Source organism: Sulfuriroseicoccus oceanibius (assembly GCF_010681825.2).
GTDB classification, from domain to species: domain Bacteria; phylum Verrucomicrobiota; class Verrucomicrobiia; order Verrucomicrobiales; family SLCJ01; genus Sulfuriroseicoccus; species Sulfuriroseicoccus oceanibius.
Genome location: NZ_CP066776.1, coordinates 3254727 through 3270998 on the forward strand (window position 1 = coordinate 3254727; position 16272 = coordinate 3270998).

Below are 16272 nucleotides of genomic sequence, written 5' to 3' on the forward strand. Positions count from 1 at the left end.
TTACACTGCAGCCTAACAGCTCAGCACTATTGTTTCACGCCCGTCGATCACCCTGATCGGCGGGCGTTTTGTTTTCCCTCCACCTTCGCACTCAAAAAAAAACAACCCAATCAGTAATACTTTGTTCAGATTCCGCATTCCGCTCTAACTCCACCATCACATAAACCTCAGTATCAACGCGCTGATACATCACCAACCAAACAATACAATGACTAGGATGAAACACCTCTGCAGCGCACTCGCCCTCTCAGCGACCGCGCTCACCACAAGCCACGCAGCCCTCGCTGCCTACTGGAACTTCGAAGAAGGCTCAGGTACCACCACAACCGATTCAGTCAGCAACACAGCATCCGACCCATTTGAGCCCGGCGTCGCGTTCTCCGCCAACACCGCAGCTCCTACATCAACATCATCGACAAGCTTCGATGGCACTGGACGCTTTGGGGTCAATTTGAATGCCGATGCAGTAGGCATCAGCGGCACCGGCGCAAAAACCATCGTCGCCTGGATCAATACCACCGAGTCGGACAAACGCTACTTCTGGGGATGGTCTCCAACAAACGGCCTGCAGCCAGGTCAAGACTTGCGATTCGGTATCGAACTCGACGGCAAGCTGCGCTTTGAGATCTCAAGCGGATTCGTACGTTATGACGACCTCTCACTCAACGATGGCAACTGGCACATGGTAGCTGCCATCATCAACGCTGGCGACACCGCAGGCGATATCGACTTCTACATCGACGGAGACATCGTCACACCAACCGGAGGCAACACCACGCTGGTCAATACAGCTGGAACAGGCACAGGCGACTCCGCCACACCTAACGAGATGTTCTTCGGATCGTCCGGCAACACAAACACCCAGTATTGGAACGGAGGCATCGACGACTTCGCAATCTACGACACCGCACTCACTGACGCACAGCTCGACGACATCCGACTCAACGGGATTACTGTTCCAGAGCCATCATCCGCAGCGCTGCTCGGTCTCGGTGGCATATCGCTGATCCTGCGCCGCCGCAAGTAACACAGGGCAACGCGCCATCGTGTCATACACCTCAACACAATGCCCGCCGGTCCCTGTGATCGGTGGGCATTTTTGCGTAATACATTCGGGTCCGGCCTCATTAAGGGGCGCATGAAACGATTGTTCACGGCCCTTTCCCTTGCCGCAGGCCTCTTGGCGGCAGCACTTCCCGCATCCGCATCCGCAGCCACCCAGCCCAACGTCATCGTCATCCTGACCGATGACCTCGGCTACGGCGACGTCTACAACCTCCACCAACACGTGCGCGACAATGGCGCGGGCGGAGGCATTGCAGGCGACGGCATCATCAATGGCAGCGAGGAGCCCTTCATTTACACGCCCGAGATCGACCGCATGGCCGCGGAAGGCGCCAAATTGACCCGCCACTACACGTCGGCACCAGTCTGTGCGCCAGCTCGTGGCTCACTGCTCCAAGGCCGCGACCAGGGCCACGCCAACATCCGCAACAACTCGTTCGACAAAGTCATCTCCGACAACCACACGCTCGGCACCGTCATGCAGCAGGCCGGCTATTACACTGCTGTCGTTGGCAAATGGGGCGTCGGAGGAACCACCAACCTCGGTGCAGGCCGCCCGAATGAACGCGGATTCGACTATTTCTACGGCTACATGGAACACCTCGACGGCCACGAGCACTACCCGGGCAATAGTGGCAAGGTGATTGAAAACACCACCCGCATCACCAGCGGTCTGGCCAACGCGTACACCACAGATTTGTTCACCGCCAAAGCCAAGTCGCTGATCATCGACCGTGCGACCAACCACAGCACCACCCCATTCTTCATCTACCTGGCCTACGACGCCCCGCACGCGCAGCTGCAGGTTCCCACCCAGGCCTACCCGAGCGGCAAGGGCACCAGCGGTGGTCTCAGCTGGCCATTGAACACCAACTCGGGTACCAACGATTCGTGGATCCATCCGGATTACCGCAGTTTGGGCACGTCCGCAGCACGCCACGCCACCATGGTGCGCCGCCTCGACACCTGTTTAGGCGATCTTTTGCAAACCCTTCGCGACCTTGGAATCGACGACAACACCTTGGTCGTCTTCACCTCGGACAACGGCACCCATGACGAGCCCGGCGCCGGCCCTCTGGGCGTCGCCCACAACCCACGAAACTTCGACTCATACGGCGAGCTCGAAGGCATCAAACGCGACCACTGGGAGGGCGGCATCCGCATGCCAACCTTCGCCTGGTGGCCAGGCAAGATCGGCGACAACAACGCCGCCACCCCTGGTCTGAATTCCACCCGCCCGTCCGCATTCTGGGACTGGATGCCGACTCTGTGCGACGCCGCAGGCGCTGTCCCTCCCGCCTGGACCAGCGGTGTCTCGTTGCTCCCCGAGCTCACCGGCAACGGCTCGCAACTCGACAAAGGCTACCTCTACTTCGAATACCAAAACGGTGGCCGCACCCCAAGCTACAGCGACTTCCCCAACCACGGTGGCAGCTACCGCGGGGAAATGCAGTCGATCTTCCTCACCGACCCCACCGACGGCAAACGCTACAAGGGCGTGCGCTACAATGTCACCAGCCACACCCAGGACTTCCTGATCTACGACGTGGACACCGACCCCGGCGAAGGCACCAACCTCGCCACATCGAAGACGTCCCTGCAGCAGGCGATGAAGGACAAAGTCCTGCAAGTGCGCATCGATGGCGACTACACCCGCAACTACCTCAGTGGAGTCAACACACCACCAGCCCCACCAGCCAGTGCTGTGAGCGGGCTCGACTACAAGGCATTCACCGGCACCTGGGACTGGGTTCCGGAAACCGCCTACCTCACCCCTGTCGCTTCCGGCACCGCCTCGGGCCTCGACTTGACCAAGCGCACGCAGGACGACAACTGCCTGCTCGAGTTCACCGGGTTCATTCAAATCCCGACCGACGGCACGTACACATTCACCATGACCACCGACAGCAGCGTCTCGACAAATGCATCCGGTGGCATGCTGTGGATCCACGACGCCCACATCATCGACGATGACTTCAACCACAACGGCTCGGCCAAAAGTGGTAGCATGCGCTTGAAGGCGGGACTCCACCCAGTCCGCATCCTTTACAAGCACACCAGCGGCAGCCACGACATCAACCTCCAGTACTCCGGCCCGGGTATCACCACCCAGACCATTCCGGAGTCGTCGTTCTTCCGCGCCGGCACCCCGGACCCGGTACCTTCCGCATTGCCGGACGCCGCGGAGAGCCGCAATGGAGCAGCGGTTGAAATCGACGTGCTTGCCAATGATTTCGACGACAACGCACCATCGCCGCTGAGCATCGCATCGGTCGGCACACCGGCCTTCGGCACTGCCGTGATCAGCAACGGCAAAATCGAATACACGCCGTTCACCAACCACTTCGGCACCGATAAGTTCACCTACAGCATTACCGACGGCGAATACACCGTCGAGGGAGAGGTCACAGTGAACGTCACCCACTTGGCGGGCGACTTGTGGATCCCACTCAACGAAACCAGCGGATCGTCCGTTGCGGAGGTCGGTGGCGTCACCGTTGGATCGCTCAGTGGCTTTGCCAACACGGAAACATCTCACATTCCGGGCAAAGTCGGCTATGCGCTCGCGTTCGATGGAACAGACGACCAAATCCCACTCACCGGTATCACATTGCCTACGGGCGATGCCCCCCGCACCGTCAGTGCCTGGGTGCGAGTGACCACCACGTCCGCTCCTGAGTACCAGGTTATCTTCAACTACGGCCAAAACAACAACGGCGAACGCTTCTCGTTCCGCCTCGACACCGCATCGCAAGCCAACCAAAGACTGCGCCTCGAGGTGCAAGGCGGGTTCATTGTCGGATCGACCCGCATCAACGACGGCGAATGGCACCACGTCGCCGCAGTCGTCGATGATTTCGATTCCAATGGCACCACGTCGGTGTCCGAAACAAAACTCTACGTCGACGGCAAGCTGGAAACCATCAGCAGCTCGGGTAGCCGCGCGATCAACACCAGCGGCGTCGGCACGCCACTCATCGGCGCCGCCTCCCACGCCCCGAACTACAACTTCCAAGGAGACATCGATGAAGTGCGTGTCATCAACCGCGCACTGGATATCACGGAAGTCGCCTCACTGGCCAACCCAACCAACCAGCTCCGCGATGCCTGGCGCGAGAGACACTTCGGCACCACCACACCCGATTGGACCACCGACGCCGACAACGACAGCTCCGAACTGATTGAAGAATACGGCTTCGGCTCGAACCCACACATCCCCGACACGTCCAACCACGCGCCATCCGTCCAACTCAACCCAACCTCCGGTAAACTCGAGATCACCTTCAACCGCCGCAAACCCGGCACCCACGATCTCACCTACTCGGTCGAAGTCTCGGACAACCTGGCCAGCTGGACGCTGCCGACCACCGAAGTCTCGGTCACCGACCACCCGACGCTTGAGGGCTTCGACCAGGTCACCGTCGCATCAGACGCCGACCTCGCCACCAGCGCCCGGCTCTTTATCCGGATGAACGTGAATTAACCCCACTCACCCGCGCCCCAATCCAATGCCCGTCCTCCCCGCGAGGTCGGGCATTTTTTCGTTTCAGCCACGTCAGCCAGGGACAAGAGTGTCCCTGCTCCACCGATCCCCGTCGCCCTACCATTCCCCGCTGGACCGACGACACTCATGTCGTCGACCCGACTCCGTCAGCAGCCTCAACGAACGGCCAACACTCAGCCTCCCCCCGATAGCAACCGATCAGGCCATAGCGATGCCCCAATCGCTTCGCTCCGATAAGGATAACGAAGAGGATAAGGATAACGAGCGACAGCTGGACATCTCCCCTGCTTCCTGAACTTCGTGGTTTCACTTCAGACTGCCCTCCACCGGCGACACCAGGATGCTAAGCGCTGGTGGGACGGCATTCCTGCCGTCGGCGCGGCACCGTCATACCAACTCTAGCCCCACCGAAAAGCCTGCATCCCTCCCCCTCAAGCGGATACGCGACGTCCTCCCATTCCACGGCTCCACGTGTTTTAGTCCGGTACTTTTCGTGCAGCTTTCCTATCGGGAACGATCTAAGCGAAAAGCCAAGCGGGAAGCGTTCGCGACGCCGTCAAAAGCACAGATACTCCCCGCGCGTCCGCCTCCCCCAGCGGTGCCGACAACAACCCCAAAAAAACCAAGATGCCACGCACCCTTGCGCCGAGCGCGCTTCTGGCCCTGTTCCTCACCCTCGTGACCTGGGCGGTCGCCGCACCTCAAACCTTCACCCAGGAGGTTACCCACGAAGGCAAAACCTACACCATGCAGCTGCAGCGCGTGGACCTGAGGAGCGAAAACTTCGAACTCCTCTCCCAGAATGCGAGCGGCGGTTACGACACCATTTCCGTCGTCGAGGAGCGTTCGTATCTTGGTTCCGTCGACGGCTACCCCGGCGCGGTTTCGTGCGGCATCCTCAAAGACAACGGCACCTTCGCCGGCGCGATCTACTTCGACCGTGGGGTCACATTCTTCACCGACGACAACAAGGTCCGCTACGTCCGCGCTGGAGACTACGGGACGTTCACTAACTTCAAGTTTTCCACCACACCAACCGTCAGCGCCGGCCAGGCAGGCACCACGACCTACGGCTACGAACTCGCCATCGACGTCGACTACAACTACTTCCTCGAGGCAGGCAGCAACCACGCCTCTGCGTTCGAGACCATCGAACTCTCAGTCGGCCTGATGCGCGCCATTTACATGCGCGACGCCCTGTTGCGCCCGTACCTTGGTCGCGTCGTCATCCGCGCATCCCTCGACCACGACCCCTACACCGGGCTCAACCAAGCCGTCTACCTCAACAAGGTTCGTGACGAATGGCAGGCCAACCACCTCAGCACCACCAACCCGGACCTCGTCGCCGGCATCTCCCCGACCAAGATCGGCGGCGGCCTCGCCATGGTCGGAAATGTCGGCCAAACCAACCGCTACTCGGTGAACCAAAGCGGCTCCGGTATCTTTGACGTCGTCCTGCGCCACGAAATCGGCCACAACTGGGGCTCCCTCCACAGTGTCGGCGGTAACCCGGAAGGCACCGGACTCATGGGAGGCAACCAGCCAGGGCGCTTCAGCGGTCCTGAACTCTTCATCGTTCTCAACCACCGCGACTCCCGCATCGCACTCGGCGGCATCCTCGACGACGAAGGCACGTTCTCCGACGTCGAGCTCCCACCATACGCCAGCCTTGACACACTGACGTTCGACCAACCACGCGACATCTCGCTCGACATCGACGTGCTCGCCAACGACCACGATGCCAACGGCCAAGCCATCACGCTCACCTCATTCCATTCCAAATCCAACCGGGGCGGCACCATCACCCGCAACGGCGACCGCCTCACCTACACCGCGCCGAATGGCTACGCCACTGGCTCCGACTGGTTCCTCTACACCATCGAAGACTCCACCGGCAGAACCGCTACCGGCGCAGTAGTGGTCAAACTGGCCGCTCCGGAATCCTCGCTCAAGCTCCACTTCCCTCTGGACGAAACCTCCGGCGACACCGCCGCAGACGCATCCCCATTCGGCAATTCCGGCCTGACCATGAACACCAACTTCACCAATGCATCCGCACCTGGTAAGTACGGCAACGCCATTAATCTTAGCGGAAGCTTCCAGCGTATCCGCACCAACGACCTCGACATCAATAGCAACACCGTCACCCTCACCGCGTGGATCAAATCCGCCCCAAACCAAAACGCGAGGGCAGGTATCATCATCGACACGAATTCCGGCTCCGGCCTCCACTTGGGCCCCGACCGCGAACTCCGCTACTCCTGGAACAACGACAAGTCCAACTGGAACTCCGGACTCACGCCACCCCTCGGCGTCTGGACATTCGTCGCACTCGTCTTGGAACCCAATCAAGCCACCATCCACATGGACAGCGGCTCCGGGCTTCAGTCGGCCAGCCACACGACCACCCACGATCCGGCGGACTTCGGCCACCTCGAAATCGGCATCGACGGACGCGATGCCAACACCCGTATGTTCCTCGGCAGCATCGATGACGTGCGCATCTACGAGGACACTCTGGATGCCGCCCAGCTTGCGACAATCGCCTCCGGTGGCGGTGCCTCGAACCCATCTCCATTCCATCAGGCGTGGGGCGTTCCTCCGACCGATCTGAGCTGGTCCGCGCCTGCGGGAGCCATCCGTTACCACGTCTACCTCGGCACCGACCGCGACGCCGTGGCCAACGCCACATCCACCTCACCGGAGTACCTCGGCAGCGTCACAACCCCAACGTTCAGCAACCCGCCCACCAACGCCAAAACCACGTACTTCTGGCGGGTAGACACAGAAAATGCCACCGCCACCGTCACTGGCGAGGTTTGGCAGTTCACCCGCAACGGCGAATCACTCCTCTCAATCGCAAACCACAGCTTTGAAGAAGGCCCTCAGGGGCTTGTCACTCCGATCGGCTGGGCGGCTGCTGCCGGATCGTTGGTGGATGTGGTTCCAGGCGGCACGCACGGCACTCAGTTCGTCTCGCTCGCCCGTGGCACAACTCTGTCACAAGACACCAACCACACCCTCACCGGCGGCGAAACCCTCACCTTCCACGTCGACACCAACCTGGACAACGCTCGCAAAATCCAACTGCTGGCGAAAAACGGCGCAACCTACACCGTGCTCAGCGAAACCGATGGATCAGGTGGCGACCCGATCGGCTCCGGCAAATGGCCGACCATCACCATGCAACACACCGTCGCTCCATCGGTCAACGGCCAAAAACTCGCACTGCGCATCCTCAGCCCAAGTGGCTGGACACAGTACGACAACGTCCGCATCCGCACCTCAAGCCCGGTCGGCACCGCCCCAACCTGGACAACGTCCGCCATCCAGTTCAGCGACACCGAGGAAAACTCGGCCGTCTCCGGCTCTCTCGCATCGTTGGCATCGGACGCCGACAACGACACCCTCACCTTCACCAAAGTCAGCGGACCGGAGTGGCTGACCGTCGCCAATGACGGCACCCTCAGCGGCACGCCACGTATCGCCGACATCGGCACCAACACGTGGCAAGTCGCCGTCACCGACAGGCTCACCACCCCGGTGGTCGCCACGTTGACCATCGATGTCACCGACCAACCGGAAGCCCCGGTTTGGCTCAGCAACCCGGTAGTAGCGCGCCAGGCCACCGCCCGCGCCCCCTACTCGGCAACCATCGCAGCCAACGCAACCGACCCGGATCACGACGACAGCTTGACCTTCTCCAAGGTCGATGGCCCAGCTTGGCTTACCATCGCCGCGGACGGGGCAATCGAAGGAATGCCGGGCATTGATGACGCCGGCACCAACACATTCACCGTGCGCGCAACCGACAGCACCGGCCTCAGCGCCTCCGCCACACTGAACATCGAAGTCAGCTCAAGTCTGCACATGCTCTTCAGCGACGATTTCGAGCGCGCCACCGGCACCGCCATCAACAACGGATGGACCAAGTCAGTGAATGACTCGCGCATCTACGCGACCGGCAACGGCGCTACCAAAACGGTCATTTCAACGGCATCAGGCGCCCCATTCACCATCACCAACGAAACCGCTGGCACCTTCGCAGCCCACCAGACCTATGAGCTGAAGTGGAACGCAGCCCGCGCAGCCAGTGCCAATGGATCGCTGATCTATGAAGTACAAATCGGCACACTGAGCGGATCCACCTTCACTCCGCTCGCCTCCCGAACTGGCACGATCAATGGATTGAACATCACTTCAAAATCCGCCGGCCCATCCGTGGTCTACACCGCCAATGCCGCCGACGCCGGAAAACGTATCGCCATCCGTTTCTCAACACTCGCCAACAGCGCGTCCTGGGTCGGGTTCGACGATATCTCTCTCGTTCACAACGCGGAGTACGACGGCGACAACGACGGCATCACCGACGCATGGGAAGCCGCCAACGGCCTCGACCCATCGATCAACGACGCCAATGCGGATACCGATGGCGACGGCGTGACCAACCTTGATGAGTTCGCCAACGACACCCGGCCGAACGACGCCAACTCCGCCCCACGCTTCCGCCTCGACCTCAGCTCGGGCACGCCGCAGTTGGAGTTCGGCTCATCCGCCAACCGCCGCTACACCGTCTTCTTCAGCGACACTCTGGCCACCGACAGCTGGCAGCCACTGCACACACCCGCCAGAGGCAATGGCAGCACCATGCGCGTCAGCGACCCGTCCGCCACCACGACCCATCGTTTCTACCGTCTCGAGACGGACTTGCCATAAACGAATCCCCGCCGATACGCCCGTCTCCCCCCCGGAGGCGGGCGTATTTTTTTTCGGTGCAACGCACACCTTAGAAAACACCTGTAATTTGGTGATAGATCCGCACTCAGCCAAACGTCAAGCTGCGCGCATCACATCCCTCCACCGAGGGCCGCAACAATTCTCAACCGATCGCCTCTGAAAATGAACCCACTCACCTACGTAGCTATCGCCGCCAGTTCGGTTCTATCTGCATTCGCTGGCTCCCAATTCAACGAATATTGGGAGTTCCAAAAAGGAGACGAAGCGACTCAATGGCAGCACGTGACTCTCCCACACACAGCCCACCTGGAACCTTACATTTCCAATGACATGTGGATGGGTGAATGCCGCTACCGCAAGAGCTTTGAGTTCAAGCCAGAGTGGCAGGGCAAGCGAGTTGCACTCCAATTCGAAGGTGCCATGGGGATTGCCACCGTCTCGCTCAATGGCAAGGAGCTAGACAAACACATCGGCGGGTACATCGGCTTCGAAGTAGAACTTACCGACCACCTCCAACCAGGCAAAAACCTGCTCGAAGTCACGCTCGACAACCGGGAAAACCCAGACTACCCGCCGGGCAAATCCTACCGCACGCTCGACTTTGCCTGGTTCAGCGGAATCTACCGCAATGTCCACCTCGTTGTCACAGACAAGCTGCACATCAGCAATGCCATCGCCGCCAATCAGCCCGCAGGCGGCGGCATCTTCGTCACCTACCCCGAGGTTAGCACCGAATCCGCTACCATTCAGATCAAGACGCACGTGGTCAATGATCACGCCGAAAACCGCACGCTGCAGGTCGACCAAAGCCTGTGGCTCGACGGCCAACGTCTCACAGGCAGCCGTAGCGATGCTCTCACTCTGGCCCCTGAGTCCGACCAACACGTCACCCAACAGCTCCAGCTCGAAAACCCGCTGCTCTGGTCACCGCAAGCCCCCAACCTCTACACCCTGAAAACCCAGCTCCTCGCCGACGACCAATCCGTCGTCCACGAGGAGACCCAAAAGATCGGCGTCCGCACGATCTCCTACTCTGCCGATGGCTTTGTCCTTAATGGCAAAAACTTCTTCCAACGCGGAACCAACCGCCACCAGGAGTTTCCCTACATCGGATACGCAGCCTCTGACGAGGCCCAGTACCGCGACGCGGTGAAGATCAAAGAAGCCGGCTTCGATATCGTACGCATCTCCCACTACCCTCAGTCTCCTGCCTTCATGCGCGCCTGCGACGAACTCGGACTGATGACCATCAACTGCATCACAGGGTGGCAATTCTTCAAGGATGGTGAATTCGCCAAACACTCGCTGCAGGAAGGACGCGACCTCATCCGCCGCGACCGCAACCACCCAAGCGTCGTACTTTGGGAAATCAGCCTCAACGAAACCCACGTACCAAGCGAATTCCTCGCCCAACAACACGCGATCGTCGACGAAGAATACCCAGGTGACCAGAGCTTCAGCGGATCGTGGAAGGACGGCCCGCATGACGTCTTCCTCCCGGCACGCCAACACGGCAAAGGCCCGAAGTTCTGGGACGATTGGGAGAACAACGGGAAACCTGCATTCACCGCGGAGTACGGCGATTGGGAGTACTACGCCCAAGCCGCTGCCAACTTCAACCAGCACGGGTCGAAGGAACTCAAAAAGGAGGAGTCCACCAGCCGCCAACTGCGCAAACACGGCGAAAAACGTCTGCTCCAACAAGCCCTGAACTATCAGGAGTCACACAACCAGAACCTGCGTGGCAAGTCGATCATCGGCGATGCCAATTGGTTGATGTTCGACTACAACCGAGGCTACGCCAACGACCACTGCTCGTCCGGTGTGATGGATCTGATGCGCCTGCCCAAGTTTGCCTACTACTTCTACCGCAGCCAGCGCCCGGCGCATGAAGCAAGCGATCGCTTCTCATCCGGCCCGATGGTCTTCGCCGCGACCTACTGGCAAACGGATTCCAGCCCGCATGTGCGCGTTTTCTCCAACTGTGAATCGGTGACTGCCTACCTCAATGGCAAAAAAGTCGCCACCCAAACGCCGGATGACGATCAGTTCAGCACCCACCTCAACCACCCGCCGTTTACCTTCGACTTTGGTCAGTTCACGCCAGGCGAGCTGCGCTTCGTCGGACACATCGACGGCAAACCCGTTGCCGAACATCGCGTCAACACTCCGGGTGAGCCTGCCTCACTAGCACTTCAAGTCGACGAAAGCGGTAAACCTCTGGTCGCCGATGGCAATGACTTTGTCTTCGTCTACGCCTCGGTCGTCGACGCGAAGGGAACCGTAGTCCCAACCGCCAACCACACCATCCGCTTTGACGTCCAGGGCGGGCAGGTCGTTGGACCATCCACAGTCACAGCAGAGGCCGGAACCCAGGGCGTGCTGGTCCGAGCCAACCCTCACGCAGGTTCGGTTCGTGTCACCGCCAGTGCCGAAGGCATCGTGGAAACCGCTACCGAAATCCAGACTGCCAAGTAGTCACTTAGCGCGAGTGCCCCACCAATCTGCACAAGCCACAGCCTGGCCTTCCCATTTACATAACCTGTAATACCATGGGGGCCAAAGCTCATCTGGTAGCAAGCCCTTTCCGTCATGCTCAAACGTCTCGTTCTCTTCCTCGCCACCGCCGCCTGCCTCCACGCAGCCGAAAAGCCCAACATCATCCTCGTCCTGGTAGACGACCTCGGCTACGGAGACCTCTACTCGCTCCACCAGCACAAACGGGACACCAACGGCAACCGAGTCATCGATGAAGGCGAGCAACCATTCATCAACACACCACACCTCGACCAAATGGCGGAACAAGGGGCGTTGATGACCCGCCATTACACCAGCGCTCCCGTCTGCGCCCCCGCCCGTGGGTCACTCATCCAAGGCCGCGACCAAGGCCACGCCAACATCCGCAACAACGACTTCGATAAACCCATCGCGGACAACCACACGCTGGCAACCGTTCTGAAACAAGCAGGTTACACCACCGCAGTCATCGGCAAATGGGGTGTCGGCGGCCGCAAGCCTCCTTACACCGCCCACCCGAATGACCGTGGGTTCGACTACTTCTACGGCTACATGGAGCACCTCCATGGTCACCAGCACTACCCGCTCAATGGCGGCACCGTGATGGAGCAGAAAAAGCCCGTCACCCGTGGGCTCGACCACGCCTACACCACCGATTTGTTCACCGCGCGGGCCAAGAAGTTCATCATCGACCAACGCAAGGCCGGCACCGATCCCTTCTTCCTCTACCTCGCGCTCGACACCCCTCACGCCCAGCTCCAGGTACCGACCCAGCCATTCCCCGAGGGCCTCGGACTCAAGGGCGGACTGAAATGGCCGCTCAACACAAACTCCGGCACCAACGATTCTTTCATCCACCCGGACTACACCGCGCTCACCAACCCGGCCGCCAAACGCCACGCCACCATGGTCCGCCGCATCGACCAGTGCATGGGCGATTTGCTCGCCACCCTGCGTGACCTCAATATCGCCGACAACACACTCGTCGTCTTCACATCGGACAACGGCACACACGACGAAGCCGGAGCAGGCAACCTCGGCGTCGCCTACCGCCCGCAACTCTTTGAATCGTTCGGCGAACTCGACGGCATCAAGCGCGACCACTGGGAAGGCGGCATCCGCGTCCCAACCATCGCCTGGTGGCCACAGCACATCCCGGCCAACCAACCATCCACCCGCCCGTCCGCATTCTGGGACTGGCTACCTACCTTCGCCGATGCCGCAGGCCTCACCCCGCCCGCCTGGACCAATGGTGTCTCGCTGGTTCCCGAGCTCACTGGCAAAGGCGAACAACAGGACAAAGGCTACCTCTACTTCGAATACGCGGTCGGCGGTGCAACCCCTGGCTATGAGCAGTTCCACCCATCCCACCGCGGCGCACAGCGCGGCCAGATGCAGTCGATCATGCTCACCCACACCGACGGCAAGAATTACAAAGGCGTGCGCTACAATGTGCAAAACCACAGCCAGCCATTCCGCATCTACAACGTCGATACCGACCCAGGCGAAACCACCGACCTCGCCGCTGAAATGCCGCAACTCCAGCAGCGCATGAAGGACAAAGTGATGCAGGTCCGCATCAATGGCGACTACCCACGCCCGTACCTGCAGGGACTCATCCCTGCCGTCGAGGTTGGGAGCACAAAGCCTGGCGTTCACTTCGCTGCCTTCCGCGGCGAGTGGCCATGGGTGCCGCAGTTTTCCACCCTCGAGCCCGTCAAGACCGGCATCGCTCCCGCCCCATCGCTGGACCAGGTGAAATGGACACGCGACTTCGGCTTCGAGTTCTCCGGATTGATCGAAATCCCGCAGGACGGTGAGTACACATTCTCACTCAAGTCCTCCGGCCCGAGCATGCTCTGGATCCACGACTTCCACGCCGTCGACAACGACTTCCACCACGAGCCCGGCAAGGCCGTCACATCACAATCCCTGCGCCTCGCCAAAGGACTCCACCCGGTGCGCATCGCCACCACCCACAATGGCGGTAATGCCTCACTTGAGATCACCTGCAACGGCCCGGGAATGGATGGGAAATCCATCCCACTCAGCGCCTGGAAACACGAAGCTGAGTGATAGGTGTCGCCCCGCAAAGCAATTCCCCCAAGATTTTTCGAATAGCTCTTGCGCGCCACTTCTTCCCGACTACCAGTCAAGACGTTATGGCAAAAGAAACCACACTTATCCTTTTCAAACCTGACGCCGTTGAGAAGAACCTCGTCGGCAAGGTACTCCAGCGCTACGAAGACGCAGGCTTCACCGTCCGCGGCATCAAAATGATGACCCTCAGCGACGAAATCCTCGCCGAGCACTACGCCCACGTCGCCGACAAGCCATTCTTCCCTGAGATCGTTGCCTTCATGCAGCAGACTCCAGTGATCGCTCTCGCCCTCGAAGGCGAAGACGTCATCGCCAAGGTCCGCGACCTGCTTGGACCAACCGACTCGACCAAAGCTCCTGCCGGCACCATCCGCGGCGACTTCGGCACCGACATGATGACCAATGTCTGCCACGCATCGGACTCTCCTGAGACCGCTGCCGCTGAGCTCAAGCGCTTCTTCGGCGAAGGCGAAATCTTCGCCCGCTAATCCAGCGCCACAGATTTTACCAGTTTCGATCGGCCGGACGCCCCACCAGGCGCCCGGCCGATTTTTTTTGTGCCTACTCCCCGTGAGTCACGGATCCGCACATCGTCATCGACCACAAAGGCCACCAAGGTTACGTAGACCACAAGAGTGAGGTCGCTCCATCGCAACCCGCTCGTCCACCATTCCCCGCTGGACCTACGGCACTCCTGCCGTAGCCCCACCCACCGGCGCAGCCGCACTTCCTCCCCCACCACAGCCCGACAGTCTGGAACGCTGAGAGGTTATGTACGTCAAGTTCTGCAAAAAGGGCTTTGAAGGATGATGATCAGGCTGCGGACGTTTGATTTGAAGTAAGGCTGAGCTTTTGGGCTTCTTTGAGGTGATCCATGTTCAGGTAGCGGTGTTGATCGATCCACTGCTCATGGACTTGATGCGTGACAGCCCGGATTAAACGTTGGGCTGCAGCCTTGTTGGGGAAGGTTCGGATAATGTGCGTACGACGCTTAATCTCCTCATTGAGTCGCTCGAGCATATTCGTACTTTTGAGATGCTTGTGATGCTCTCTGGGAAGTCGATAAAAGGTAAGCGTTTCTTCGATCTCACTTTCGACCCAGTCACAGAGCTTGTGGTATTTGCCTCCCCACTTCGCCAACCATGCCCGCAGATCCTGACGCGCTTCATTGATGTCTCGACGGTCATAGATCCAGCGCAGCTCAGTGCAGCAGTCGTCGTCATGCTTGCGAGGTAGATGATCAAGAGCGTTGCGAAGGAAGTGGACGTAGCAGCGTTGCCATAGCGCCTCGGGAAGCACTTCGCTGATAGCTCGTCGCAGGCCGGCATGGTTATCAGTCACGCAGAACTCAACACCCGTCAGTCCGCGTTGCTTGAGTTGAAGTAGGAAGTTCTTCCAGCTGCTTCCGCTTTCCCTTTGATCGAGCTCGGTCGCAAGGACCTCCCGTCGCCCATCCCAAGTGATGCCAATGGCGATCAACACAGCCTGGCTGCGCACCACGCCGTTCTCCCGAACCTTTTCGTACCGGGCATCCAGGATGAGATAGGGATAGGCATGGCTGAGCTTGCGTCGGGCGAAGTTCTCAAGCTCTTCATCCAACGTTTTGTTCAGCCTGCTTACCACACTGGCGCTAACTCGGTGACCACAGAGCTCCTCGGTGATCTGCGCGACTTTACGTGTCGAGACGCCCTGCACGTACATTTCGATCAGGGTGCTTACCAAAGCCTTCTCGCTGCGTTGATAGCGATCGAAGATCTCGGTGCTGAAGAGTCCGTCGCGATCTTGAGGAACGCGCAGCTCGATCCTTCCTACCCGTGTCAGGAGACTGCGTTGATAACTGCCGCTGCGATAACCTCGGCGTCTGTCGCTGCGTTCTGATTTTACCGCCTGGAGTGTCTCGTTCATTTCTTCTTCGAGCATCTCCTGCATCAATTTCTGAACCAAGGGCCTCAGAAAATCTTCCTGCTCGGCAAGAATACTTTTCAACTGCGGCGTTGTGGTCTTATCTGGTCGTGGGGTCATGGTGTGACGATTAGGGGTTCTTGTTTTGTTAAAAACCTAATCAATCATCATGACCCTTTTTGCAGAAGCTTTGGCACACTACCCGCTGAGATCCAGCTCGGCAGCAATACCATCGGCCCAGCCGCACTTTCACCACAGTGCACAGCCCCAGCCGGACTGCATTCCTACCGTCGGTGCGACTCCGTCAAACACCGCCGCCCCCTCGACCACAAAAGTGTGGTCGCTCCATCGCCCCCCGTAGCTCCACCATTCCCCGCTGGACCTACGGCACTCCTGCAGTAGCCCCACCCACCGGCGCAGCCGCACTTCCCCACACGGCCGGACGG

At 59.8% G+C, this 16272-nt stretch carries 7 protein-coding genes; 6 read left to right on the plus strand and 1 reads right to left on the minus strand.

Annotation, left to right across the window (positions count from 1 at the left end):
• Positions 1–208: 208 nt before the first annotated feature.
• The 6 genes from G3M56_RS13190 (at position 209) to ndk (ending at position 14412) form a co-directional block, all read left to right on the plus strand.
• Entirely contained in the window at positions 209–1027 is an 819-nt protein-coding gene (locus G3M56_RS13190; RefSeq protein WP_164365287.1) for a LamG-like jellyroll fold domain-containing protein, read from the plus strand.
• A 111-nt stretch (positions 1028–1138) separates the two neighbouring features.
• Positions 1139–4549, plus strand: a complete 3411-nt coding sequence (locus G3M56_RS13195) for a sulfatase-like hydrolase/transferase (protein WP_164365234.1) — start codon at positions 1139–1141, stop codon at positions 4547–4549.
• A 648-nt stretch (positions 4550–5197) separates the two neighbouring features.
• On the plus strand, positions 5198–9286 hold the full coding sequence (locus G3M56_RS13200) for an Ig-like domain-containing protein (protein ID WP_164365233.1): 4089 nt from the start codon (positions 5198–5200) through the stop codon (positions 9284–9286).
• Between the two features lie 183 nt (positions 9287–9469).
• Entirely contained in the window at positions 9470–11785 is a 2316-nt protein-coding gene (locus G3M56_RS13205; protein WP_164365232.1) for a glycoside hydrolase family 2 protein, read from the plus strand.
• A gap of 114 nt (positions 11786–11899) precedes the next feature.
• Positions 11900–13900 carry a sulfatase-like hydrolase/transferase gene (locus G3M56_RS13210; protein WP_164365231.1) on the plus strand — a complete coding sequence of 667 codons (2001 nt, stop codon included), beginning with the start codon at positions 11900–11902 and terminating at the stop codon, positions 13898–13900.
• Positions 13901–13986: 86 nt separating this feature from the next.
• A complete protein-coding gene (gene ndk / locus G3M56_RS13215) occupies positions 13987–14412 on the plus strand; it encodes a nucleoside-diphosphate kinase (RefSeq protein WP_164365230.1) in 426 nt (141 codons plus the stop codon).
• Between the two features lie 325 nt (positions 14413–14737).
• Here ndk and G3M56_RS13220 read toward each other — a convergent pair whose 3' ends face one another.
• Entirely contained in the window at positions 14738–15946 is a 1209-nt protein-coding gene (locus G3M56_RS13220) for an IS256 family transposase (RefSeq protein ID WP_235203458.1), read from the minus strand.
• Positions 15947–16272 lie beyond the last annotated feature (326 nt).

What these genes read in the sequence shown, in the direction of transcription:
- G3M56_RS13190 (WP_164365287.1), top strand. Translation starts at nt 209, where the DNA reads ATGACTAGGATGAAACACCTCTGCAGCGCACTCGCCCTCTCAGCGACC.
- G3M56_RS13195 (WP_164365234.1), top strand. Translation starts at nt 1,139, where the DNA reads ATGAAACGATTGTTCACGGCCCTTTCCCTTGCCGCAGGCCTCTTGGCG.
- G3M56_RS13200 (WP_164365233.1), top strand. Translation starts at nt 5,198, where the DNA reads ATGCCACGCACCCTTGCGCCGAGCGCGCTTCTGGCCCTGTTCCTCACC.
- G3M56_RS13205 (WP_164365232.1), top strand. Translation starts at nt 9,470, where the DNA reads ATGAACCCACTCACCTACGTAGCTATCGCCGCCAGTTCGGTTCTATCT.
- G3M56_RS13210 (WP_164365231.1), top strand. Translation starts at nt 11,900, where the DNA reads ATGCTCAAACGTCTCGTTCTCTTCCTCGCCACCGCCGCCTGCCTCCAC.
- ndk (WP_164365230.1), top strand. Translation starts at nt 13,987, where the DNA reads ATGGCAAAAGAAACCACACTTATCCTTTTCAAACCTGACGCCGTTGAG.
- G3M56_RS13220 (WP_235203458.1), bottom strand. Translation starts at nt 15,946, where the DNA reads ATGACCCCACGACCAGATAAGACCACAACGCCGCAGTTGAAAAGTATT.